At 47.0% G+C, this 26042-nt stretch carries 19 protein-coding genes; 13 read left to right on the top strand and 6 right to left on the bottom strand.

The genetic code is table 11. The annotated features are described in order from the left end of the window. The first annotated feature begins 385 nt into the window (after nt 1-385). The 3 genes from HNP82_RS14005 to HNP82_RS13995 all read left to right on the top strand — a co-directional run bounded on the left by HNP82_RS14005 (nt 386) and on the right by HNP82_RS13995 (nt 6461). Complete coding sequence (locus tag HNP82_RS14005; RefSeq protein WP_183775712.1) at nt 386-2644, top strand: DUF4214 domain-containing protein; 2259 nt, start codon at nt 386-388, stop codon at nt 2642-2644. 78 nt (nt 2645-2722) lie between these two features. Next, nucleotides 2723-4561 carry a DUF4214 domain-containing protein gene (locus tag HNP82_RS14000; RefSeq protein ID WP_183775710.1) on the top strand — a complete coding sequence of 613 codons (1839 nt, stop codon included), beginning with the start codon at nt 2723-2725 and terminating at the stop codon, nt 4559-4561. A gap of 100 nt (nt 4562-4661) precedes the next feature. Beyond that, a complete protein-coding gene (locus HNP82_RS13995) occupies nt 4662-6461 on the top strand; it encodes a DUF4214 domain-containing protein (RefSeq protein ID WP_183775708.1) in 1800 nt (599 codons plus the stop codon). A gap of 18 nt (nt 6462-6479) precedes the next feature. Here HNP82_RS13995 and HNP82_RS13990 read toward each other — a convergent pair whose 3' ends face one another. Next, the gene (locus HNP82_RS13990) at nt 6480-7667 is read right to left on the bottom strand and encodes an AI-2E family transporter (RefSeq protein WP_183775706.1); all 1188 of its coding nucleotides are present in this window, start codon (nt 7665-7667) and stop codon (nt 6480-6482) included. A gap of 231 nt (nt 7668-7898) precedes the next feature. On the opposite strand from HNP82_RS13990, the gene HNP82_RS13985 reads away from it, so the two are divergent. Then, entirely contained in the window at nt 7899-8741 is an 843-nt protein-coding gene (locus tag HNP82_RS13985) for a helix-turn-helix transcriptional regulator (RefSeq protein ID WP_183775705.1), read from the top strand. Between the two features lie 62 nt (nt 8742-8803). On the opposite strand, the gene HNP82_RS13980 is transcribed toward HNP82_RS13985, so the two are convergent. Then, nucleotides 8804-10429 (bottom strand): ABC transporter substrate-binding protein, encoded by a 1626-nt coding sequence (locus tag HNP82_RS13980; protein ID WP_183775704.1) that lies wholly within the window; start codon nt 10427-10429, stop codon nt 8804-8806. Nucleotides 10430-10741: 312 nt separating this feature from the next. On the opposite strand from HNP82_RS13980, the gene HNP82_RS13975 reads away from it, so the two are divergent. Next, nucleotides 10742-11254, top strand: coding sequence for a ferritin (locus tag HNP82_RS13975; protein WP_183775703.1), 513 nt, complete (start codon nt 10742-10744; stop codon nt 11252-11254). 74 nt (nt 11255-11328) lie between these two features. Here HNP82_RS13975 and HNP82_RS13970 read toward each other — a convergent pair whose 3' ends face one another. Next, nucleotides 11329-12696, bottom strand: coding sequence for an MATE family efflux transporter (locus HNP82_RS13970; protein WP_183775702.1), 1368 nt, complete (start codon nt 12694-12696; stop codon nt 11329-11331). A 9-nt stretch (nt 12697-12705) separates the two neighbouring features. Further along, on the bottom strand, nt 12706-13488 hold the full coding sequence (locus HNP82_RS13965; protein WP_183775701.1) for a MurR/RpiR family transcriptional regulator: 783 nt from the start codon (nt 13486-13488) through the stop codon (nt 12706-12708). A gap of 418 nt (nt 13489-13906) precedes the next feature. Between HNP82_RS13965 and HNP82_RS13960 the strand changes: the two genes are divergently transcribed. From HNP82_RS13960 to HNP82_RS13945, 4 genes are read left to right on the top strand one after another with little or no spacing between them, the layout of a single operon-like run. Further along, the gene (locus HNP82_RS13960; RefSeq protein ID WP_330599619.1) at nt 13907-15250 is read left to right on the top strand and encodes an ABC transporter substrate-binding protein; all 1344 of its coding nucleotides are present in this window, start codon (nt 13907-13909) and stop codon (nt 15248-15250) included. Nucleotides 15251-15280: 30 nt separating this feature from the next. Then, nucleotides 15281-16222, top strand: coding sequence for an ABC transporter permease (locus HNP82_RS13955; RefSeq protein ID WP_183775698.1), 942 nt, complete (start codon nt 15281-15283; stop codon nt 16220-16222). A gap of 21 nt (nt 16223-16243) precedes the next feature. Continuing rightward, nucleotides 16244-17056 carry an ABC transporter permease gene (locus tag HNP82_RS13950; RefSeq protein WP_183775696.1) on the top strand — a complete coding sequence of 271 codons (813 nt, stop codon included), beginning with the start codon at nt 16244-16246 and terminating at the stop codon, nt 17054-17056. Between the two features lie 11 nt (nt 17057-17067). Continuing rightward, the gene (locus HNP82_RS13945) at nt 17068-18855 is read left to right on the top strand and encodes a dipeptide ABC transporter ATP-binding protein (RefSeq protein ID WP_183775695.1); all 1788 of its coding nucleotides are present in this window, start codon (nt 17068-17070) and stop codon (nt 18853-18855) included. Between the two features lie 95 nt (nt 18856-18950). On the opposite strand, the gene HNP82_RS13940 is transcribed toward HNP82_RS13945, so the two are convergent. Further along, on the bottom strand, nt 18951-19547 hold the full coding sequence (locus HNP82_RS13940; protein WP_183775693.1) for a DUF6512 family protein: 597 nt from the start codon (nt 19545-19547) through the stop codon (nt 18951-18953). A gap of 246 nt (nt 19548-19793) precedes the next feature. Further along, nucleotides 19794-21125 (bottom strand): NADP-specific glutamate dehydrogenase, encoded by a 1332-nt coding sequence (gene gdhA / locus HNP82_RS13935; RefSeq protein ID WP_183775691.1) that lies wholly within the window; start codon nt 21123-21125, stop codon nt 19794-19796. A 607-nt stretch (nt 21126-21732) separates the two neighbouring features. On the opposite strand from gdhA, the gene rho reads away from it, so the two are divergent. The 4 genes from rho (at nt 21733) to prmC (ending at nt 26029) form a co-directional block, all read left to right on the top strand. Then, nucleotides 21733-23601: a transcription termination factor Rho gene (rho, locus tag HNP82_RS13930; protein ID WP_183775689.1), complete on the top strand. Its 1869-nt coding sequence runs from the start codon at nt 21733-21735 to the stop codon at nt 23599-23601. Nucleotides 23602-23908: 307 nt separating this feature from the next. Further along, on the top strand, nt 23909-24112 hold the full coding sequence (rpmE, locus tag HNP82_RS13925; protein WP_183775687.1) for a 50S ribosomal protein L31: 204 nt from the start codon (nt 23909-23911) through the stop codon (nt 24110-24112). A 74-nt stretch (nt 24113-24186) separates the two neighbouring features. Then, nucleotides 24187-25155, top strand: a complete 969-nt coding sequence (locus HNP82_RS13920; protein ID WP_183775686.1) for a DUF1385 domain-containing protein — start codon at nt 24187-24189, stop codon at nt 25153-25155. 10 nt (nt 25156-25165) lie between these two features. Beyond that, nucleotides 25166-26029 (top strand): peptide chain release factor N(5)-glutamine methyltransferase, encoded by an 864-nt coding sequence (prmC, locus tag HNP82_RS13915; protein WP_183775722.1) that lies wholly within the window; start codon nt 25166-25168, stop codon nt 26027-26029. Nucleotides 26030-26042: the final 13 nt, after the last annotated feature.

The raw sequence follows: 26042 nt of genomic DNA, 5'->3' as shown, positions 1-26042 counted from the left end.
AGATCCGCCCTTAGCCTTGGTCAGGATTTTTCCTTTTTCCGAGGGTATCTGGACAGCGAAATTGTAGTACATGTGGTTCCTCCTTTTAGTGTAACCGTTGCACTAAAATCATACCACTAAATCGGAGGTTTGGCAAGCAAAAATCGCGTAAAATAAGGCTTTGCGTGACTTTTTATATTCAAAACAGAACTTTAGTGTAACTCGCATGCAAAGTTAGCAAAATTAATTCAGAAAAGCGATTGTCAAGCCGCCTGTTATTCGGTAAAATAAAAGATAGCAGCAGTTTAACCCTTAATCCCTGATGTGCTGAACTGTTACACAAAATAAAGCAAAAAACAAATGCCGGCTTAATATACTGGCAGTCTATCTGGAAGGAAAGAGAATAATGAAAGGATTCAAATACTTGATCGGAGGACTGGGCGCCGTCCTTATTCTGTTCTTTGCCATGCCGGGGGCCTACGCGTCAGATTTTGAGGATGGCGTCGAGGCCGTGACCGCAGATTCAGGCGATGAAATGTGGGAGGAAGCGCTGTCTTTAAATATAAATCATCTGGGCGGGTATGAGAGCGCCTATATGTTTGCCAATGAGATCAGTACTTTTGCCCTGGATGTGGAGAGCGTGCTTCGCCAGGAGCTGGCCTCGGCACTGGAGCAGTTTGTCTTTCAGGTGGATGTCTCAGATCTCGGACTGAAAAGGGACAGCGCCACAGTGCAGATGCTTACAGATATTGCGTCGGATATTTTAAATTCAGATTACAGATATTTTTATATCAGCGGATTTTCATACCTCTATGACCAGAATGATAATATTGCCTCGGTAAGATGGACCTGCGACAGCAGTTACCTTATCAGCGGGACTCAGGAGCCGGATGTTGACCGGATTAAGGGGGAACTGTCTGAGCTGGAAGCTGCCCTTGATAAAGCCCTGGACTGTGTGGACAGCCGTATGACTGTGGTGGAAAAGGTGCTGGCGGTTCATGACTATATCGTGCGGGTATGTGATTATGACCAGGAGAATTATGTAAATAATACGGTCAGCGTTCATTCCTATTCTGCCTGGGGGGTTCTCATTGATGGAAAGGCGGTGTGCCAGGGTTACGCGGAAACTTTTGGCGCGATGATGAAGGCCCTCGGCATTGACAGTTGTCTTGTGGCTAGTCCATCCATGAATCATATATGGAATATGGTTTATATTGATGGGGTATGGTATCATGTTGACGCCACATGGGATGATCCGGTGCTGTACGGTACGACGGCTATGGGGCTGCCCAATAATGACTATGCCGATGAAGGCTATTGTGTACATAAAAGTTTCTTAAAAAGCGACAGTGAGATGACGGCCCTGGGTTATTTTTCCTGGGATGACGACGTGCCTGACGCGCCTGTCAGCCAGGCATTTAACAGCTATTGTTTTTACAATGCGGCGTCAGATATGAGCTATTACAATACTTACTGGTACTATCTCCAGTCGCCGGGGACAATCTGCCGGGCTAAAATCGACGGCTCTGACAAGCAGAATTTTTCCGCCGGAGATGGGGCATATCTCCACCTGCTTGGAAACGTTTTGTATTACAGCGACAGCAAAGGCGTTTATAGTTTTGATCCCGCAAGGGGCAGTTCGGCTGTATACTTTTCCGTGGATAAGACATATCCGGGATATACACTGACGGAATTTGCGGTGAAAAATGATCAGATGATCGGCGTACTCTGGGACGGCTCCGGGAAATTTTTGCGGGTTGTTCTTGAAGAAACCGGGCCGGCAGAACTGGAGAGCGGCTCCCAGACAGAAAACGGTACTCAAACAGAAAACGGTACTCAGACCGGAGACAGTGGTCAGACGGGAGGCGGCAGCCAGACCGGGACGCCGGGGCAGCCAGATACATCTGAGGATCCCGGTATGCAGGCCTATGACGATCCTGTAGAAGAGTTTGTGGCCCGGCTGTATGAATATATTTTGGATCGCTCTCCTGATCCTTCTGGACTGGCATCATGGACAAAGGTTTTGAAAGAAGGCAGAGAGCAGGGGGCCAAAGTGGCTCAGGGCTTTATTGACAGCGATGAATTTAAGGCGAGGACGATAAGCGGCGAAGAATATTTGAAAATATTATACCGGACATTTTTTGACAGGGAACCGGACGCCTCAGGGCTGCAGGCATGGTTGAACGTCCTTGATGACGGCCTTTCCAGACTTCATGTTTTTAAGGGATTTGCCGAGTCTGATGAATTTACAGAAATTTGTCGGGAGTATGGTATCCACCGGGGAAATGTGGCTTTAACCGCACCGAGAGATCAAAATGAAGGGGTCACAAAGTTCCTGGTTCGCTGTTACCGTCTCTGCCTTGGACGGGAAGCTGATGAGGATGGTTTAAACGCATGGTGTACCCAGATCCTGACCGGAGCCAATACAGCAAAAGAGGCGGCCTGGGGATTTGTTTTTTCCAATGAATTTAAGGGGAAAAATCTGTCTGACCAGGAATTTGTCAAAGTGCTGTACCGGGTATTTATGGACCGGGAGGCGGATGCCGACGGACTGAATGCCTGGATCAGAGTTCTTGAAAGCGGCCAGGGCAGGGAGCATGTGTTTAATGGATTTGCGGATTCTTTGGAATTTCAGGAGATATGCCGGGAATACGGAATCCAGTAAATATAGTAAACGACAATGTCGCTTACTATAAACCCTTCGGGGGATGTGTATCATTAATTTAAAAAGGGGGAGAAGAGAATGAGAAAAATGTACAAAAGAATCGGGGCATTTTTCCTCATCGCGGCAATTCTGTTTATTCAGTTTGGCTCCAGAGGATATGCCCAATCGTCCTACGACAATCAGGGCGTCCGGGATTTTGTTGTCCGCCTGTATCAGGTCGTTTTGGACCGGGAGCCGGATGCGGCCGGGCTGGACGCGTGGTACGGCCAGTTGGTCAGCGGTGGTCAGAGCGGCGCTCAGGTGGCCAGAGATTTTTTGTTCAGCCGCGAGTTTGAAGAGAAAAATTACAGCAATGCCCAGTATGTGGAAATTTTATACCGGGCACTGTTTGACCGGGAACCGGATGCCGAAGGGTATGAACAGTGGCTCGCCCAGTTAGACGCGGGAGTCTCCCGGCTGACGATCTGTAAAGGTTTTGTGGATTCTCAGGAATTTGCCGCGCTGTGTCAGAACTTTGGTATTGTCAAGGGAACCATTGAAGCGCCATCTAACGGACAGCAGATTTATCTGGTAGATCAGTTTGTGCGCAGACTCTATCAGGTAACTCTTGGCAGAGAAGCGGATCCAGACGGACTGGAATCTTGGAAGAAACTTCTTATTGAGGGAAGTTCCACAGGCGCCCAGGTGGTTAAAGGTTTTGTATTCAGCCAGGAATGCCAAAATATGAATCTTTTCGATGAAGACTATATCCGTCTTTTATACGCCAGCCTTTTTGACCGGGAGGCGGATCCAGACGGACTGGCAGGCTGGAAAAACTTGCTGGATCATGGCCTGACCCGGGATTATGTGTGCAATGGCTTTATTAATTCCGATGAATTTGCCGCACTGTGCCAGAAATATGGTATTGAGAAGGGAAGCGCTGTGTCGGAAGATATCCGCGACCGCAATGAATCTCTGACAGTTTTTGTGGCGGATATGTACCTTAAAGGGCTTGGAAGGGGATTTTCTCAAAGTGAACTGGAAAACGCCCTGAACCTGTTCTTTAATAATGAAACCAACGGTTATACATATGTCAGAGGAATTGTGGAGTCTGCTGAATTTTCGGCGAGATCTGTCAGTGACGAAGCTTTCATGGATTTTCTTTATGACACAGTCCTTCAGGCGGATAAAACCAGCGGTGATTACAGCCGTCAGCTTTCTGCTCTTAAAAATGGCAGTTCCCGCAGCGATATCCTGGAGGAGTGCCTTACCGGGGAAACTTTTGCAGCCAGATGCCAGGCTATGGGGGTTCAGGCAACCGGAAGGCTCATTGATCCGGACAAGCCGATGGTAGCCCTGACTTTTGACGATGGACCGTCAGCCCATACGCCAATCATACTGGATACATTGGAGCAGTATGGCCAGGTGGCAACATTTTTTGTTGTGGGAGAGTGGATACCTGTGTATCCCAACACGGTAAAGCGAGCCTATGATATGGGATGCGAGATCGGAAGCCACTCCAATACCCATGCGGATCTGGCAACACTTAGTCCTTCCGGGATTGTCAGCGAAATGTCCATTACCGACAATAATCTTCTTAACGTGACAGGAGCGCCGGCGACCGTCATGCGTCCGCCGGGAGGAAGTCAAAACGCTACCGTACGGGCAAATGTGGGCAAGCCTATTATTATGTGGTCTTTGGATACGGCGGACTGGAAGACGAGAGATGTAACATCGACCGTCAATGCGGTGTTAAATAATGTTCGGGACGGAGATGTGGTGATCATGCATGATCTTCATCGTCCTACAGCCCTTGCCGCTCAGATCATTATCCCGGAACTGGTAAACAGAGGATATCAGTTAGTGACCGTCAGCGAACTGGCCCAGTACCGGGGTGGCCTGGAGCCGGGGCAGGTATACTACGATTTTTATAAATAATCCCGATGGCCGGCGGCTTTTGCAATTTTGTAAAGCTGCCGGCTTTTTTGAAAGGAGAGTGGTCTTAACGAAAAGTGCAAAAGTTTTATGGGGAATATTATTGGCAGCATTCATTCTTGCCTGGCCGTGGAAGAGCTACGGAAGTGAGGCCGATAGCGTAAGAGAATTTCAGGAGGAGACCGTGTTTGAAAAACAGGGCGTCTATGATTTTCTTAACCGGCTGTATGTCATTATTTTAGGAAGAAATCCCGATGCTGAAGGTATGAGGGCGTGGTATGAGCAGTGGCTTATCCAGCTTCAGGCCGGGGTTAGCAGGGAGGCGGTTTGTAAAGGGTTTATTAATTCAGAGGAATTTAAAAATCTTTGCGGCCGTTACGGCATCCGGCCGGGAACGATTGAAAATAATGAAAATAGCCGTCAGATCGTTCTGATTGATCAGTTTGTGGAGCGGATGTACGTGACAGCCCTTGGCAGGACGTCAGATTCTGTGGGAAAAGAGCAGTGGAAGGCCCAGTTGATCCAGGGGAGTGCCACCGGAGCCCAGATTGTCCAGGGTTTTATTTTCAGTGAAGAGTGCGTCAACAAAAATCTCTCGGACGAAGCTTATGTGGATCTGTTATACAGAGCCTTATTTGACCGCCAGGCAGACGATGAGGGAAAGGCTTCCTGGCTGGATCTTCTAAATCGGGGAATGACCCGGAATTTTGTGTGCTGCGGGTTTATTAATTCCCAGGAATTTGCCGCGCTGTGTGAGCGGTATGAGATTATCCGGGGAAGTGCCGCTTCCGGTCAGATCCGCGATGTAAATCAGGCGCTGACTTTATGGGTGTATGATCTGTATGCGTCTGCACTTGGCAGACCATGTTCTGTTCTGGAGCAGGAAAATGCGCTGAATCTTCTGATCAACAGAAAAATTTCTGGCAATAATTTTGTGAAAAGTATTTTTTTGTCGGCAGAGTATCAGGCCAGACAGTGTTCCAACGAAGATTTCCTGGGCTGTATCTATACCTTTATTCTCCAAAAGGATATGTCGGGCGAAGATTTTTCAGGGCTTATCCAGCGGCTGGCCGGCGGCGCCGGGAGAGATGTGATCCTTGGCGAATGTTTGCGAATGCCTGAATTTGCCAGCCGGTGTCAGAACCTTGGGATTATCTGCGAAGATGCGGCCATAGAGATTCCGGATAGTAATCCGCTTCAAGTCTTTAACGCGTGGTCATCTGTTTCGCCTCAGGCGTTAAACCGCATTCAAAGCGCTGTCAATGACTTTTCCGTTGCGGGATATGACGTGGGATTTGTCATGGTAGATCTTCATACCGGACAGGGCATCAGTTATAACAGTCAGAAGGAATTTTACTCTGCCAGCACCATTAAAGGCCCCTATGTTGTATGCCTTAATGAAATGATTCCCTCCTCTGTTTCTGCCTGGGGAAATACCATGCGCCAGACCATTATGGTGTCCAGCAATGAGGGCTATGCGTCACTGAGGGCCACTTTCGGTTCCGCTTTGTTTCGCCAGTGGGTCAGCGAGGCCGGCTGTACCAGCGTGGACACATCCAGGAATTATCCAGGGCTGACGCCTAAGGAACTGGCCCAGATGTGGATTAAATGCTACGGCTTTTTTACAGGCGGCCAGGAAAATTCCCAGTGGTGCGCCCAGCTTTTTACCAACACACTTCAGTCAAGTATTTTAAATACTCTGGGCGGAACTTACACCACATATTCCAAGGCGGGATGGATCGGAGCGGGCGGTTACATGACGGTACAAAATGATGCCGGGATTGTTATGAAACCGGATCATCCCTATGTCATTGTCATTATGTCCGGCGCTTACGGACGGTTGGATCTTCTCAGTAATCTCGTGTCAGCTTTGGATAGCGCCCACTCGGAGCTGGTGATGTAAAAGAGAGCTTACGCTGCGCTAACTATTTCCATGTCCATCAGCTTGCTGCGGGGGATTTGACTGACCGGTGTTGTTTGTTGGCGGGGATGTTTGTACAAGCTCCCGTTTTTTGCGAACATCTTTTTGGAGCAGCTTATAAAGGGTTGCTGTGATGGGGACGGCAAACAACATGCCAATGATGCCGTTCAGGCCGCCGCCTACAGTAACTGCGCACAGAACCCATATGCCGGGAAGTCCCACGGAGGAACCAACCACTCTGGGATAGATCAGATTGCCTTCGATCTGCTGAAGAATAGCAATGAAGATTAAAAAGGCAATAGCGCGGATAGGATTGACGGTAAAGATCATAAACGCGCCCACCGCGGCACCTAGGTAAGCACCGACAACTGGAAGCAGGGCGGTGGCGCCCACCAGAGTGCCTACCATGGCGGCATAGGGAAATCTGAAAATGAACATGCCCACTGTACACAGGGCGCCGAGGATCACCGCCTCTGTACACTGTCCGACAATGAATTTAGTGAAGGTGTCGTGGGCCGTGGATAAAAACAGGGAGATCCGGTTGAAGTATTTTCCTTTAATATATGTTTTTGCCACAGACTGGAACTGAGTCAGGAGCTTTTCTTTTCCGGCCAGAAGATAAAAGGAAAAAATCAGCGCCACGACGAAGGTGATCACTGTGGAGGCAATACTGCTCAGCACATATACGGTGGAGGAAAAAATATTGCTCAGGCCGTTGGTCAGGTGGGACATGAGTTTTTGAAGCAATTGATCCCAGTTGACATTCAGTGATTGGAGAATACTTTGAAGCCTTGGCCAGTCTCTGTCTGAGGAAGACAGCCAGTTCATCATGTCGGAGATCGCCGATGGGATTTCCTTAGTTAAAACAGAGATTGCCTGGACAAGCTGTGGTATGACAATGAGGGTGATCAGGACAATAATGGCGGCAATGATAACGATGGAGCCAACAATACTTATCGGACGCTTGATTTTTTTTACCCATGGTTTTTCGGATTGAAAGATCGGAAGGCTTTCGATCCTTGAGACCGGAATATTTAAAATATAGGCAAGGACACAGCCCAGGGCCAGCGGGCGCAGTACGGTAATCATAAGGTTGGCCATGTCCAGCACACGATCGCTGTATTTTATGAAAAGGGCCAGCAGAGCAATGATGACCAGCACAATCAGTATCTTTTTTCTCAGTTTCATAAAGGACACCTCCTCCTCATAAATATTTGCCGGATCTTTGGTGACGATGATCCGCTGAAACTGTGGATTATATCTAATCTTAACATAGATCTTTGTTTATGGATAGTGAAAATACTGATTTGAGGAAAATATAGATAAACTTGTGGTAGAGAAATAACAAATGACAGATTAAAGACGGTATGCTATGATAAAGCCATAAAAAGTCACACGCAGATTAGGAGATGAAATGTCATGGAACATCAGGAAATATGGAAGACGAAAGAGCCTGTGGATATTGTTTTTAGTCCAAGGGTCGTGCCTCCAGGCTATGTTCCTTACCATTGGCATGACGCCTACGAGTTTAATTTTGAGATTGAGGGGAGTTTCCAGGTTATGATCCATCATGATAAATATGTGGCCGGACCGGGCGATTTTTTTGCCATTAATCCGGGTGAGCCCCATTCTTTTGTGTCTGAAAAGGGCGATACATCTATTACGATGATCATTCCAAGCAACTTTTTCAAACGTTTTGCGCCTAATGAGCCTCTGCCGGTATTTCCAAATGTTTTTTCAAAAGAGCAGAAGGCGGTGATCGGAGAATGGTTGATGCGGTGCAATCATTTATATGAAGCGTCTCTCGAAAGTAATTTCCTGGATTTTTACGGGGAACTGTTTTATTTGTTAAGCTACCTTTACCAGCAGCGCAAAAAGGATGCCCGCCTGGAACAGATCGCTCTTAGTGATACACAGAAGCATCGTCTGGAAATATTGACATCCTATATTGAAGACCATTACAATGAATCTATCGGTCTTAATGACGCGGCAGGCATTCTCCATCTTCAGCCTAATTATTTCTGTCGTTTTTTCAAAAAGCTTACAGGAATGAGTTTCATGGAATATCTTAATGATTACCGGATTATTAAAATTTATCGGGATATTATAGATACGGACGATTCAATTAGAGATATCATTATCCGCCATGGATTTGATGATTATAAGATTTTTCGAAAGTACTTTTACAGGCGTTATCAGGCAACACCGTCCCATGTGCGGAAGTTTAAAGTGATTTCTCAGTACTCGGAAAAGAAAAAATAAGGTATAAATGGAAAACGGAGTGTCCTGCTTTGAGGATGCTCCGTTTTTCATTTATGTGTTATTTATTTTTGGAAACTATTGTTGTCAAGCCAGGTTTCAAGCTGTTGCTGGTAAGCATCAATAACTTTCTGAATACCGGCGTTTTCCATAGCCTGGCAGTACTGCTCATACTCGCCTTTAAGATCTGTGGAGGCTCCGGATTCAAGGGTTGACCGGTACTGGTTGATAACGTTGTTAATGGCCGTCAGTTCGTTGCTGAACTGGGATGTGTCGGCGGAGAAGCCGATATATTTAGAAACCTCAGCGGCGTCATCGGATGCCTGGAGCCGCTCCATAAAATCTCCGCCCTGACCCTGAGCCGGGTAGGTGAGAAAACCGTTGCCCCACAGATACATATTGCTGGAATAAACAGCATCCTCCGCTTTGACAGCTTCTCCTTCTTCGTTGACTGTATAATCTCTGCCCTCAATACCCCAGGTCAGAAGATTCATTACATCAGCGTCAGAATAGAGAAGATCGATAAATTTCGCGGCAGCTTCCGGTTCCTGGCAGGTGACAGGAATACACAGTCCCCATGTCTGGGAAACGCTGCTGCCCATAGGAATAGATAATACCTGACTGGCCACAACATCATATCCGGTCACAGAACGGCGGATATCATCAATACCAACCTGGCCGGTGGCAATGTAAGAGAATGTGACCCCGTTGGCCATCAGAGTGTCTCCGCTGTCTTCAGTAATGGAGGCATCTTTATAAATATAGCCTTTTTCATACCAGCTTTGAACACGCTGAAGTGTTTCAAAGTAATCTTCGGATTCATAGTAGGGTTTTACTGTGTCTGTTTCAGGATCAGCATAGATAATGCCGTAAGTGTCGCCGAGAATATCTACGCCATAGTTTTCGGACCAATTATCGCTTCCTAGCATTACGCCCTGGAGAGGATAAACGCGGCCGGACAGGTCAGCATTGCTCAGGCAACATACAGTCTGAAGCTCTTCGGGTAAAGTGCCGTTTTGGTTGGCATCATAAACGGCGGCCAGGATTTCTTCATATTCGGACCATGAGGACAGATTTTCCGCTTTTTCCACAAGGTCAAGGGCTTCAAGAATATCTTTGCGCATGATCACATAAAGCTGGGTGGAGAATCCGGCGATTGTAGGTACTGCGTAAATTTCACCGTTGACCGTGTTGCCTTTTACAAATTCGCCGACAGCCTCCAGAGCATTTGGCGCGTATTCTTCAAGAAGATCCGTTATCCCCATGAGCTGATTCTGGGATGTCATGCTGGAAAAGGTAGCTGGCGGAGCAGGGGCGAAAAGCATGAGATCCATGCGTTCCTGGCCAGACATTTTAAGGCTTACCTGCTGAAGGTATGAGCCGAAATCAAGTATATTAAAATTAACATGAACACCGATTTTTTCTTCACTGATAGCGTTGACTGCGTCCGCTATATCTGTGATATCATTGGTACCGGTCAGATCAATGCCGTAGTATTCAATAGTTACAATTTCTTCCGGTTCGCTGGCGCTGTCCTGCGAAACGGAGGAAGATGAAGCCTCGCTGTTTTGCTGAGTCTGAGAAGTTACTGTATTGTTCTGGGCGTTGTTCTCACTGTTGCCGCAGCCGGCAAGAACAGTGGATACGGCGAGAATGCCAGATAGGAAAACTGCAGATAATTTTTTTAACATTTTATCTATCCCTCCAATTACAAAAAAAGAATCTTATCACGCTTATACCTTCCGGATGGTTAGGTAAATTATAGACTTTACAGGATATTTATACAATTATTTTTTTAGCTTTAAAGTAGGTAAATATTATCTTTTAGAAGAATATACTACATTGCGGAATTTTTTCGTTTGGCGATGGGAGTTGACAAGGTATGAAAAAAGTTGTAGAATTCCTAGTGAATTACTAGGAAAAAGACTGTTTGGGATGGCGCCGGTGGTTTTGGACGCGTCCGCAAATCAGCCATTTTTGAGAGGATCACAGGAGGAATCTATATGTTAGACGCTAAAGTTGCACAGTTGTTAAACACACAGGTGAACAAGGAGTTTTACTCTGCTTACTTATATCTGGATTTTGCCAATTATTATATTGAGGAAGGACTGGACGGTTTTGCTAACTGGTATAATGTTCAGGCCCAGGAAGAGCGGGATCACGCCATGCTGATGATCAAATATCTTCAGAACAACGGCTGCCCTGTGACTCTGGAGGCCATTGACAAGCCAGATCAGACATATAATGGCGTAGGCGATCCTCTGGATGCCGGATACAAACATGAGCAGTATGTGACAAGCCTGATCCATAATATTTATGATGCGGCTAATACAGTAAAGGATTTCCGCACCATGCAGTTTTTAGACTGGTTCGTCAAAGAGCAGGGTGAGGAGGAGACAAACGCGGAGAATCTTATTAAAAAGTTTAAGCTGTTTGGCTCCGATCCAAAATCTTTATATATGCTGGATAATGAGCTGGCGGCAAGAACTTACGCGGCTCCGTCTCTTGTACTGTAAAATATTAGCTTCGATAAAATTAAAAATCCGCGCTCTCGTTTCGGGAGTGCGGATTTTTTGAAATTTCGTGGATTTTAAATGGCACGATTCCCCTGCCATTTTCCTCTCAGATACCAGAAAAAGGAGATCAGGTAATTGGATAGCCAGCCCAGCGGTACGGCATACCACACGGCAGAGACACCAATAACAGGGGCAAAAATATGGGCAAAGGCCACACGGATTGTAAGATTGACCAGGTTGGCCACAGTAAAAACAATTGTATCACCGGAACCTCGCAGAACGCCGTCCACGCTGCACTTAAATCCGATCAGAACATAAAAGAAACCAAGAAATTTCATATAGGCGATACCTGTGGAAAATGCTAAAGCATTGGAATCTCCATCCAGAAAGGCGGTGATCAGTGTATCGCCGAAAAGTTCCAGGATAAGGCATAGGATTATTGCGATAGCTATGACCAGGCGGTAACTGGCGTGATATCCTTTTCGAACGCGGGCTGTTTGACCGGCTCCCATATTCTGGGCGGTAAAGGTTGACACTGCAGTACCTACGGCAACCATGGGGATGACACAGATCCCTTCAAAACGGCTGGCCGCCGCATATCCGGCCATGACCTGAGAACCAAAGCTGTTGACCACGGACTGAACCAGCAGCATTCCCAGATTGACAATCGTCTGCTGGATAATGGATGGAATGGCGATCTTAATAATTTTTAAGGACAGGCGCCGGTCATAAAGGGGCAACCTCCCGGACGAAGGATAAGTTTGAAGACGGCGTGTCATTATGTAAAAAGATAAAACCGCGGATATCCCCTGGGCGATAAGGGTGGCAATGGCCACGCCCGCGACAGCCATATGAAAAAACACAACAAACACAAGATCAAGAACGACATTGGTTAATGAGGACATGATCAGCAGTTTTAAAGGTGTTTTTGAATCTCCCAGCGCATTAAAAACAGAGGAGAGAGCATTATATAAAAATAGAAAAGGAAGTCCCCAGAAATAAATGCTCAGATAGGTCCTTGCCTCATCAAAGACATTGTCCGGAGTATTTAAGGCGTAAAGGATGTTATCGCAGAAAAGAAGACCGATAGCGGCCATAACAACAGAGAGAACAAGGAAGTTGATCAGTGTGGTTGTAATGGCTCTTTTCATGGCATCTATCTGTCGGGCTCCCAGAAATTGAGAGATTACCACACTGCTGCCGATACCGGCGCCAGTGGCAACCGCGATAAATACATTGGCCAGAGAATAGGTAGTTCCTACGGCAGCCAGAGCTTCCTCGCCGACAAAACGGGCGACAACGATCCCGTCGACCATATTGTAGAATTGCTGAAAAAGGTTTCCGAGGATAATGGGAACCGCAAAGAAGAATAAAGCTTTCCCAGGAGTGTCTGTAAGCATATTCAGTGATGTTTTTTTCCTGGATAAAATGGACATAGTCATTGTCCTCCTCTACAAACATTTGTGATCAATATATTTTTTTCTGTAGGCGATCACGACCATATTAAAAAAGAAATCCCTCTCATAATTATCCATGATGGTCTGGGTGCCGCTGAAATTGAAAAAGAAATCCGCGTACAATTTCAGCTTTTCCGGTGCGTGGGTTGTGATGACAATGGTGGTGGCACCGTTTTTGCTGCATTCCTTCAGAGCTTTCGTCAGATATTCTGTGGCCTTGAAATAAGGATACTGAAAAATAACAACGCTGCCTTTGCCAAATTGTTTTGTGTTATTTAAAGGCTTGCGGCTGTTGTTGGGACGAACCTGATGGCCGGCAACAATGAGTGCATTCTGCATAAAAACAGTGCTGGATGTATTGCCGTAGGAATAAATGCCGATGAGCCGTGAACTGTGGATCACATCGGCCAGCTTTTCATAAATATGCTTATCCATGGAGTGGAGTTCCCGGACGCTGTTTTCCACAGTATCCAAAAGTATGTCATATTCATCTTTTTGAGGTGTTGACATCATATCGGGGACAATCCGGTTGAAATCAGTGTAGTGATCCAGAACATGGACAATTTCTTCCTTGAAAGCGCTGTAGCTTTCACAGCCCAGCTTCCGGCACAGACGGCTGATCGTGCTTGGGGAGACATAGCACATCTCCGCCATCTGATAAATGGTGGAATTCCTGATTTGATTGAGATGATCCATCAGGTGCATGACTGTGTCATGGTAAATGTCACCTTGAGGGGTAGCATTATAAAAACCCAGTAAATCGTCAATAATATTCATATTCCTGCCGCCCTTTCCATGTACTTATATGGGAACTGGTGTCCGCGCTGTCAATACGCGGACAGACTTTAGTATTATTTTATATAGTTTACTGTATAAAAACAAGTATAAAAAAACATTGATTTTTTGTCACCGAGCGTATACAATGAGAAAGACAATAAAATAATGGGAGAAATATTAGAGATCAGAGAGGTAATCCAAAATGAAAAAGAACACTATTCTTTGTAGTTTACTGGTACTTTTAGTATCTGCCGCACTCTGCGCATGCGGAGGCGACAAGAATACAGAGACTTCATCAACTGCCGCTAATACTTCTTCAGAAGACACACCAACCACAGGCGGAAGTGTTGTTTTTGGAATGACACAGGACCTGGTAAGTCTTGACCCCCACCAAATAACGGATGCAGGAACTCGGAGTGTGGTATTTAATATTTATGAAGGGCTTGTAAAGCCCACTTCCACCGGTGATCTTGAACCGGCGGTTGCCAGCGATTACACCATTTCAGATGATGCGAAAACCTATACGTTTACATTGAGAGATGGCGTGACATTCCATGATGGAAGTGCTGTGACTGCGGAAGATGTTAAATATTCCATTGAACGTTATGCGGAGATTCAGGGCGAATCCTCCGCTTTTTCTTTGCTGGATCAGGTGGAGATTGTGGATGAAAAAACGGTGGCCGTTCATCTGACAGAAGGCAATTCGGAGTTTCTGGCCAATCTCACCCTGGCGGTGATACCAAAAGCCAACGAAGATCCGGCGGGCAATCCTGTCGGGACCGGTCCTTTTAAGTATGTATCCTATACGCCGGGACAAAATCTCACCCTGGCAAAAAATGAAAACTATTGGAAGGAAGGCGCGCCTTATCTGGATGAGGTTCAGTTTAAATTTATTGCGGACACAGATACGGCATTTACCCAGCTCCAGGCGGGGACAATAGATATTATGAATTATCTGACCACCGCCCAGGTCCAGACCCTTTCCCAGTCCGGAAGTCAGTTTGAGATTGTTGAGGGGAATATGAATCTGGTTCATGCCATGTTTTTAAATAATGAATATGAACCTCTTTCCGATGTGCGTGTGCGCCAGGCTTTATGCTATGCTGTGGACCGGGACGCTATCAACAGTTTCCTTTTTGACGGAAAAAGCCACATTATCGGTTCCCATATGATTCCGTCTCTCCAGACATGGTATGAACCGGAAGCGGAAACCGTGTATACTTACGATGTGAATAAGGCAAAAGAACTTCTGGCCGAGGCAGGCTACGGCGATGGTTTTGACCTGGAGATTACTGTGCCAAGCTCTTACAGCCAGCATGTGGATACAGCCCAGATTATTGTAGAACAGCTTGCCGCTGTAGGTATTAACGCCACTATCCAGAAAGTTGAGTGGAGTACATGGCTGGAGGATGTTTATACTAACAGAAATTATCAGGCTACAGTTATTGGCTTTGACGGCACTTTGGCCCCCAGCGATTGGCTGCAGAAATATGGCACCGGAGTTTCCAACAATATTGCCAATTATTCCAATGAAGAATACGATAGTATTTTAGAGCAGGCTCTGGCAGCTATTGACACAGATGAGAAAGCAGCGCTTTACAAAGAACTTCAGATGAATCTGGCCGAGAACGCCGCCTCTGTTTATATTGAAGACCCGGCGGATTTTGTGGCCATGGATTCACGCCTGGGCGGATACACATTTTATCCCACCGCGGCCTGGGATATGTCCGTCATCTATGTCAAAGAGGGCGCTGGCCAATAATCTAAAGATGCAGGAAAAAGGCGAAAATCAATGAAATATATACTGAAAAAAATCGTTACTCTCATTATCACATTATTGTTCATCTCGTTGATCACATTTACAGCGTTTTCAGTGATCCCAGGCGACGCGGCAACCGCTCGCCTGGGCACGGACGCCACCCCGGAACAGGTAGCTCAGCTCAGGGAAGAGATGGGGCTTGATGACCCTCTCCCGGAGCGTTATGTAAACTGGCTGGGGGGAGCCATACGGGGAGATTTCGGTGATTCCTACCAGTATGATACATCCACCGTAGCTTCCCTAATGGCGGACCGTCTTCCCGTAACATTGATCCTGGCAGTGATGTCTCTGGTGCTGATCCTTGTGATCTCTGTGCCGCTGGGGATTGTCAGTGCCCGGTATGCGGGGAAATGGCTGGATACGCTGATCAATCAGGTCAGTCAGGTCACAATGGCTATACCTGCCTTTTTTCTGGGAATACTCATTACTTACATTTTCGGGCTGATTTTGTCATGGTTCCAGCCGGGGGCTTTTGTGGATCCGTCGGTGAGCTTCTGGGGCTGTGTGGCCAGCCTGATTTTCCCGGCGATTGCCGTAGCTCTGCCTAAAATTGCTATGGTGGTAAAGTTTCTGCGCAATTCCATATTAAGCGAAATGCCCAAAGACTATGTACGGACAGCCTACAGCAGAGGTAATGGGAAGAGCCGGGTGCTTTATGTTCATATTCTTCGCAATGCCCTGATTCCAGTGATCACATTTGTGGCGATTATTATTGCCGAGATCATGGCGGGCAGTATTATTGTGGAGCAGGTGTTTGGCATTCCGGGAATGGGGCAGCTTCTTATTACATCCATTTCTGCCAGAGATTATCCGGTGGTCCAGGCCATCGTTACCTATATTACGGCCATTGTTGTTATTGTAAACTTTCTGGTAGATATCCTTTACCGTCTGGTTGACCCGCGGGTTAAGGCATAATAAGGCGAGGAGGCAGTGACCATGAAAATTTCCATAAAAAAGAAAAGAAATTATAATTTAATCATTGGCCTGTGTCTGACCGGCTTTTTTGCCCTTATGGCTTTAGTGGGCCAGTTCTGGACGCCTTACTCAGTGACATCTATGGACCCGTTAAGTGTCAACGTTGCCCCATGCCTTGCCCATCCCTTCGGAACCGATAATTTTGGCCGGGATATTTTAAGCCGGGTCATGAACGGCAGCGGCATGACTTTTTTCGTTGCGATCTGTACGGTTTTGATGGGGGCGGTTATCGGCACCGTGGTAGGCGCCCTGACTGGTTATTTTGGCGGCTGGATTGATGAGATTATTATGCGCATAAATGATATTCTTCTCTCGTTCCCTAGTGTACTGCTGGCACTGCTGTTTATCAGTTTTTTGGGGCCTGGGACGGTGAATGTGATCCTCGCTCTGGGAATTTTATTTATCCCAAGCTTCGCCCGTATTGTCCGCAGTGAGATGATCCGGTGCAAGGAACTGGATTTTGTTAAAAGCGCCAAAGTTATGGGTGTTGGACCCTTTCGTATTATGTTTGTCCATATTTTGCCAAATACACTGGTCAGCATGCTTACGGCGGCGGCCATTGGCTTTAACAACGCTGTTCTGGCGGAGGCCAGCATGAGCTACCTGGGACTTGGAGTACAGCCGCCCCTGCCGAGTCTTGGCCGTATGCTTTCAGAGGCTCAGTCCTATTTGTTTAATACACCCTGGTACGCCATCGCTCCAGGTGTGACGATTATCCTGATTATTCTGGGCTTTAGCATGATCAGCGAAGGCCTCCGGGCAGTGGAGCGATAGGAGGAACCGATATGGGTATGTTATTTGATGTAAGCCATTTGACCATCGGCTTTGAAGATAAGGGACAAATGAATAAAGTAGTCAATGATCTGTCTTTTTCTATGGATGAAGGGGAGATCCTTGGCGTTGTGGGAGAGTCTGGTTCGGGAAAGTCCATGACCGCACTGGCCGCCATGGGACTTTTGTCGCCTCAGGCCCATATTCTTGACGGGACTATCATGTTTGACGGGAAAGATATGTTGGCTCTCAGTGAAAAAGAGCGCAGCGCCATATCCGGAAAAGATATGTCTATGATCTTCCAGGAGCCGATGACATCTCTTAATCCTGTGATGAAGATCGGAAAGCAGGTGGGGGAAAGCCTGCGCCTCCATACCAGTTTGAGCAAAGAGCAGATCCATGAGAAGGTGATCCGGGCCCTGTCTGACGTGGGCTTGTCGGATCCGGAGGGATTGTGTAAAAAGTATCCCCATGAACTGTCCGGCGGTATGCGCCAGCGGGTAATGATCGCTCAGGCGATGGTCTGTTCCCCAAAACTTTTGATCGCCGATGAGCCGACAACGGCTTTGGATGTGATCGTTCAGGGACAGATTTTAAAGCTGCTTAGAAAGCTCCATCGGGAACGGGGCGTGGCTATTTTATTTATTTCTCATGATCTTAATGTGATCCGGGAAATCTGCCAGAATGTGATCGTCATGTATAACGGCGATATTGTAGAGCGGGGGAAAGTTCTGGATGTTCTGGAACACCCTAAGCATGAATACACGAAAACTCTGGTAGCTTCTATCCCGGATAATACCACAGCGGATAGGAAGCGCCGTCCTATTGTGACGATGGAACATCTGAACGTGTTTTACCGGGATCATGAAGGTGGTTTCTTCAATAAAAGCGGTCGTCAGCAGGTCATTAAAGAGTTAAATCTTCAGGTCTATGAAGGAGAACTGATGGGTATTGTGGGGGAGAGCGGATGTGGAAAATCCACCCTTGCAAAAACCATTGTCGGTTTAAATACTGACTATAATGGGACACTGAAAATGGATGAGGATCTTCACCCTCAGATGGTTTTTCAGGATCCCTTCGGCTCCTTAAATCCCGCCCGCAGAATTGGCTGGATTATGTCGGAACCTCTGCGTGTTCGGGGGATCCGCACAAAAAGGGAGCGCCGGAATATGGTCTGTGATATGCTGACGAAGATCGGCCTGGATTCCTCCTTTTATGACCGTTATCCCCATGAGCTGTCCGGCGGGCAGCGTCAGCGTGTCAGTATCGGTGCGGCTCTTTTGATGAACTCCAGACTTTTAGTGGCTGATGAGCCGGTGTCAGCGCTGGATGTGACTGTTCAGTCCCAGATCCTTGAGCTGCTTCTGGATATTCATAAGAAGGGCGGTCTGACGATTTTGTTCATATCCCATGATCTGAACATTGTGCGTCATATCTGCCACCGTGTGGCGGTAATCTATCTGGGGCAGATTGTGGAACTGGCGCCGGTGGATGAGATTTATAAAAATCCATGCCATCCCTATACCCAAATGCTTTTTGAGTCTGCTCTTTCTGGTAATGATTCCCGGACAGCTCATTTTGCTCCGGACGATATTGGCGCGGATATTGAGGACACAGTGATCGGGGATACAGGCTGTCCTTTCTATCCCCGGTGTAAGTACCGCACACAGCGCTGTGAGGCACAGGCGCCGGACTTTGTCAATGTAGGGGCGGATCAGGAACATTTTGTGAGGTGTTTTTTTGAAGGTAAAATCACCTTGGAAAAAAATGAACTGCATAATGGGGATATGCATATTATTTGAAACTTTCAGAACTGGAAAATATTTGAGCGGAAAACTGGTTCAAGGGGATTTGATTGAACCGGTTTCCAGTCATGGGAAAGGTAAGTATAGATTATTTATAAAAATAACTTTTTCCCTAGATAAGACTCCAGGCGTGTCTGTTCCGGCATGCCGTAAATCCCGGAGGCAGGGTCCATAAAAAGTCCAATGTGGGGCGGATAAAATGTGAAAATAAAAAACAGAGCGGTAGCGCTAAAAAGGATCAGCGCCGCTGCCATTGTGCGCGCCGGGAGTCTCCGGCGCCATTTTTGTATATAGACGGTCAGGATAAAAGTGATCAAGACGGAGAAAAAAAATAGTGCCAGATCCGCCCAGAGATAATGTTTTCCGACAACACCGGTGTAAGTATAAAAACCGGCGATGATAAAAAGGAGAGCGGTTAAAAGGGCAAGGGTGCGAGCATACAGAAACCCTGGGATTTTTTTAGTGTAGACGCTCACCTCCAGGATAGTATAGAGCAATACAGGAAAATATAAAAGTTTTAAATGTTCCCAGATGGATTCATTGACGGCGGAGAAAAGAGCGGCAGCGGGAACTCCGGTACTCCACTGGAACAGAAAGTGGAGCAGGAATCCCGCCGATGTTGTAAAAATAATTCCCAGAATGGTAAAAAAAACCGGTATGGCCATGGAGCGTGAAGCATAGTAATACATAAAAATTCCCTCATTCAAAATGTTTTCCGATGATAAAAAGTATGTTCGGCCGGGAGATTTTTATGCGTGCCAAAGTAAACTTTTTCCAAGCTTGCGCGGCATTGGCCCAATAGACAGGTCAGCGCCTTATCGGGTCTGCTGTCTGAGAGAATCAAAAAGGCATATCCCACAGGAAAAATATATTCCAGGGGGATATGCCTGATTTTTATAAAGTCAGCTCTATGGCTGAATGGATATTAAGATAAATTAGCAAACGCCCTGAGCCAGCATAGCATCGGCAACTTTCTTGAAGCCTGCGATATTTGCGCCGGCAACAAAGTTGTTCTCTACGCCGTATTCTTTTGCGGCGTCATCAATGTTGTGGAAGATGTTTACCATAATATCTTTCAGTTTAGCGTCCACTTCTTCAAATGTCCAGCTATAACGCATGCTGTTCTGGGACATCTCAAGGGCAGATGTGGCAACACCGCCGGCATTGGCAGCCTTGCCGGGAGCAAAGTATACGCCGTTTGCCTGTAAGTATTCTGTAGCGTCCATTGTTGTAGGCATGTTAGCGCCCTCAGCGACAACGATGCATCCATTGGCAACAAGCTCTTTTGCGTCTTCGATGAACAGTTCGTTCTGTGTTGCGCATGGAAGAGCGATATCACACTTCACGGACCATACGCCGCGGCCTTCATGGTACTCAGCGTTTGGACGGTAGTTCTTATACTCTGTGAGACGGGCCCGTTTAACTTCCTTGATCTCTTTGAGAGCGTCAAGGTCGATGCCGTCTTTATCATATACCCAGCCTGTGGAGTCGGAGCATGTCACAACTTTAGCGCCAAGCTGATGTGCTTTTTCGATAGCGTAGATGGCAACATTGCCGGCGCCGGAAACGGCGATAGTCTTGCCTTCAATAGTATTGCCTTTAGATTTTAATAATTCTTCAACAAGATATACAAGGCCGTATCCTGTAGCTTCTGTACGGGCAAGGGAGCCGCCGTAGGATAAACCTTTACCTGTGAGAACACCCTCGGAAACGTTGCGGATTCTCTTGTACTGGCCGTACATATAACCGATCTCTCTTGCGCCTGTGCCGATATCGCCTGCCGGAACGTCTGTGTCAGCGCCGATGTGACGGCAAAGCTCTGTCATGAAGCTCTGGCAGAATGCCATGATCTCGCGGTCGGATTTGCCTTTTGGATCGAAATCGGATCCGCCTTTGCCGCCGCCGATAGGAAGGCCGGTCAGGGAGTTTTTGAAGATCTGCTCAAAGCCAAGGAATTTGATAATGCTTAAATTTACAGATGGATGAAGACGAAGGCCGCCTTTGTAAGGTCCGATAGCGCTGTTGAACTGTACGCGGTATCCTCTGTTGACCTGAACCTTACCGTTGTCGTCAACCCATGGCACACGGAACATTACAACACGCTCAGGCTCTACGATTCTTTCAAGAAGAGCGGCATTCTGGTATTTTTCATCATTGTCAACGACAAGGCGCAGAGAATCTAATACCTCAGTAACAGCCTGGATAAATTCCGGCTCGTTAGGGTTTTTCTTTACAACACTTTCGATGACGGTATCAACATAAGACATTGTTTTTTCCTCCTTAAAAAATGAAAATGTCCGGCAAAAAATATTTTTTGCCCCGATTATGCAAGTAATTATACAATATTGATTCAATAAATTCAATATACTAAAGTGAGAAAGAATTAAAAAAATATAATTTTTTGACCACTGTATATTCATCATGTTCCGGAGAAAAACGCCGCGAGTGTCAAAAACACTGTCTTTTGTGTGATTGCGAGCGTGATGTTTTTTTGGTTTTCATTGGAGAAATTGATTTGAATGTGGATGACGGTAAAAAGAAAATAACTTTCAAATTTACAAAATTATAGCGGATATATACATTTTGTACAAGGAAATGTCGAAAATTGGGTGCAAAAAGTGCTTTCCTTTTTTGGTGGAAATGTGTATAATAAAAAAAGATTATCCAGTAAATTTATTGTAGCTATTCGGCCATGCCGGACAGTTGCAGATTATTCTATGTTCAAAGGTTTCCCTAAAAATTCCAAACTGATATTGAAAAAATTTCAAGTGAAGAAGAATTTCAAGTGCTTTTCTGTATAGATGTTCATAATTGGATGTTTCTGTATAAAGATTAAATCAGTATGCAAAGTTAAATTTAAGAACGGAGGTTTATATGATTGAAAAATATAATACTCTGTCGCTGGCTGAGTTGAAAGCTATAGCTAAGACATTGGGTATCAAAAATACATCGTCGATGAGGAAAGCCCAGCTCGCTCAGATTTTAAGCGATCTGGAGGAAAAGCAGAAGGAAGGCGCGGCGCATCCGGAGGATGCCGCTGGTGAGAAGAAAGAGCAGGAGGTAAAGGAAGAGACCCAGAGCCATACTCAAGTTCACACAGGTAGCTCTAATACATCTTCCTCTGTTTCCGTACCTGCCGGACATACTTCATTATCCGGACATAGCACAGAGGGCGGTGCGGCCAGGGTTCGGGCGGTGAGGAATGCCAGCGGGCGCATTTCCGGACGAAATCTGAGAGGTACGGTAACTTACAGCCCGCGTTCTGCCCATCGCTATGACACTGCCGAAGGTGACAGCCGCAGTGAGACACCGGGCCGTGCAGAGACGTACGGCCGCAGCGAGGCACCGGGCCGTGCAGAGACATACGGCCGCGGTGAGGCACCGGGCCGTGCAGAGACGTACGGCCGCAGCGAGGCACCGGGCCGTGCAGAGACATACGGCCGCGGTGAGGCATCGGGCCGTGCAGAGACGTACAGCCGCGGCGAGGCGGCAGGCCGCGGGGAGACTTACAGCCGCGGGGAGACTTACAGCCGCGGTGAGATAGCAGGCCGCGCAGAGTATGGAAACCATCGTGTGGATGACTGCCATATGGAGCCTGCTCTTGAGGAACTGGACAGCGGCAATATGGCCCATGGTATCCTGGAAGTTATGCCTGATGGCTTTGGCTTTATCCGCTGTGAGAATTATCTTCCCGGTGACAACGATATTTATGTTTCTCCGGCCCAGATCCGCCGTTTTAATTTAAAGACCGGGGATATAATCGAGGGTAATATAAAGATCAAACTGCCTACAGAGAAGTTCAGCGCTCTGCTTTTTGTCCGCGCGGTTAATGGATTCCATCCGGCAGAGGCCAGCCGTAGGATGAATTTTGAGGATATGACGCCGATTTTCCCCAATTCCAGGATACGTCTGGAAACTGAGCGGGCCAGTGTTCCCATGCGCATTGTGGATTTGGTATCCCCTATTGGCAAGGGTCAGAGAGGTATGATTGTGGCACCCCCCAAGACAGGAAAGACAACGCTGTTAAAGCAGGTGGCCAAATCTGTCCATGCCAATTATCCGGAGATGAATATGATTATCCTCCTCATCGACGAGCGACCGGAGGAAGTAACGGATATTAAGGAATATATTGAAGGGGACAACGTGGAAGTCATCTATTCCACATTTGATGAGCTGCCGGAACACCATAAACGGGTTTCCGAGATGGTGCTGGAGCGGGCTAAACGCCTTGTGGAGCATAAGAAGGACGTGGTTATTCTCCTGGACAGTATTACCCGTCTGGCAAGAGCCTACAATCTGACAGTTCCCCCCAGCGGCCGTACACTTTCCGGCGGTCTGGACCCAGCGGCGTTACATATGCCTAAGCGTTTCTTTGGCGCTGCCCGGAATATGCGTGAGGGAGGCAGTCTTACAGTATTGGCGACGGCCCTCGTGGAGACGGGAAGTAAAATGGACGATGTGGTTTATGAGGAATTTAAAGGTACTGGCAATATGGAACTTGTTTTAGACCGGAGACTTTCTGAAAAACGTATTTTCCCGGCGATTGATATTGCCCGGTCGGGGACACGGCGGGAAGAACTGTTGTTAAGCAAGGATGAGCTTGAGTCCGTCTATATGATGCGCAAAGCGCTCAGCGGTATGAAATCTGACGAGGCTCTGGAACGGATTCTGGAGATGTTTATGCGTACCCGTTCTAATAAGGATTTTATCGCCGCCCTGAAACGAACAAAATTTGTACAGTAACAGTTCAGCCATCAGGGATGGGCGGGATGATTTATGCTTGCATAAGGATCTGTCCGCCCCATTCCTGATGAGCCCGGCGCCGGATCATGAGCAAAGGAGCGGCGTAAGCCGCAGGTCAGCGCGTCTGCGCGGCTTTGCGAGTGGCCCAGGCTGAACTGTTAGTTACTGTTACACATACAGTAAAGAAAAAGTAAAAAACATATTGAAATCTCATCTTGATTATGCTATAATAGGGAAGCTGTTCAGAGAAAACAGATTGACAAGTTCAATTTTTTCAATATGAGAATTTCGTAGTGAGGTGAAAAAGATGAGAGAAGGAATCCATCCAAAATACTATCAGGCAAAGGTGACCTGCAACTGCGGCAATGAATTTGTAACTGGTTCCACAAAACCGGAGATTCATGTAGAAGTTTGTTCCAAGTGCCATCCGTTCTACACTGGCCAGCAGAAGGCTGCAGCAGCCCGCGGACGTATTGATAAGTTCAATCGTAAATATGGTATTACACAGTAATAGCGAAAATGAAGGTTGGGATTTGATAAATCTCAACCTATTTTTGCATTCAGGGATGTTTAAGGAGGAGCATGATGAAGTATGCTAAAATTGGCGGACAGGCGGTGATCGAGGGGGTTATGATGCGCTACGGCAATGACTATGCCGTGACCGTGCGCAAACCTGACGGAACTCTGGAAGTAAAAAAGGACAGATATGAGAGTCTTGTCTCCCGGCTGCATCTGACCCACATACCTATTTTGAGGGGTGTTTTTGCATTTATTGATTCCCTTGTTCTGGGAATATCCACACTGACATTTTCCGCCAGCTTTTATGACGATGAAGAAAGTCCGGATAAGGACTCCCAAAAGAAAGGGGAGAGTACAGGGGAGAAAGTGCTGATGGGCGTCACTGTGGCCTTATCGGTGGTTATTGCCGTTGGTTTGTTTATGATCCTTCCCTTTTTTATCTCCGGACTTTTTGGCCGGGTAACAGAATCTTCGTGGCTTCTCGGAATCATCGAGGGGCTTGTCCGTGTTATCTTATTTATGGCCTACATTCTATTAATCTCCCGTATGAAAGATATTCAGCGGGTCTTTATGTATCACGGGGCGGAACATAAATCCATCAACTGTATTGAACACGGAGCCCAGCTTACCCCGGAAAACGCCATGAAATATTCGCGTTTTCACCGGCGCTGCGGCACCAGTTTTCTATTTATCGTGATCTTTTTAAGTATTGTATTTTTTATTTTATTTTTCCAGATTTTCCCTGTGGAACATATGATCCTGAAAGTTATTTTCAGAATTTTGCTTGTCCCTGTTATCGCTGGGGTTGCCTATGAGGTGATCCAGTGGGCCGGCCGCAGCGAGTGCCGTTTTGCCTCAGTGATCAGCCGTCCGGGGATGGCTTTGCAGAAACTGACCACAAGGGAACCGGATCTATCCATGATCGAGGCAGCCATCGCTTCAATCGAGGCTATTTACGATTGGCGGGCTTTCCAGCGGGAGGAACTTGCCGGGGATGGAGCAGATTCTGACGGACAGGCGGGAGCGCAAGCATAAGATGGAACAGATCACATTAAGACAATTAATTAACGTGGGAACGAAGGAATTGGAATCTGTGGGAATTGTCGAGGCGGCCAATGACGCGTGGCTGCTAATGGCCTGGGTATTTAATATCAGCCGCCTGGATTATCTGTTGGATCCGGAGACTCCTGCGGATCCTGATCTGGCGGCCAGATACAGGGAATGTATAAAACTGCGCGGAGAAAATATTCCCTTGCAGCACATTACCGGCGAACAGAATTTTATGGGATTTTCTTTTAAGGTCAACAGAGATGTTCTGATTCCCAGACAAGACACAGAAGTTCTCGTCGAGACCGTTCTTGACCACATACCACGGGATGGCTCAGTGCTGGATATGTGTACCGGCTCCGGATGTATTTTGCTCAGTATCGCGGCCATGGCGTCCTGCGACTGCTGCGACGGAGCGGATCTCTCAGAGAGAGCCTTGGCGGTGGCAGGGGAAAATGAGGTTCGGCTGAGAAAAATGGGAAATATTGGAATTTCCGGGACTAAAAGCCCTAAGATCCGGTGGATACATAGCGATCTGTTTGAAAATGTCCGCGGAAGGTATGATGTGATCGTGTCCAATCCCCCCTATATTCCTTCCGGGCAGATTTTTAAGCTTATGGCGGAAGTGCGCTGCCATGAACCTTTAATGGCTTTAGATGGGAGCAGGGACGGGCTGGAATTTTACCGCAAGATTACCGTCAAGGCGCCGGAATATCTAAAACCCGGAGGAATGCTTTTTTTTGAGATCGGCTGGGACCAGGCCGATGCTGTGTCAAAACTTCTTGAGTTGGCAGGTTTTGACCAGATCCATGTGAAAAAAGACTTGGCCGGATTGGACCGGGTTGTTTATGGGTCATTGTAGAAATGGAGGAAAG

Source organism: Catenibacillus scindens, assembly GCF_014202115.1.
Taxonomy (GTDB): domain Bacteria; phylum Bacillota; class Clostridia; order Lachnospirales; family Lachnospiraceae; genus Catenibacillus; species Catenibacillus scindens.
The sequence above is the reverse complement of the archived record's forward strand: the minus strand, read 5'-3'. Positions and strand labels throughout refer to the sequence as shown.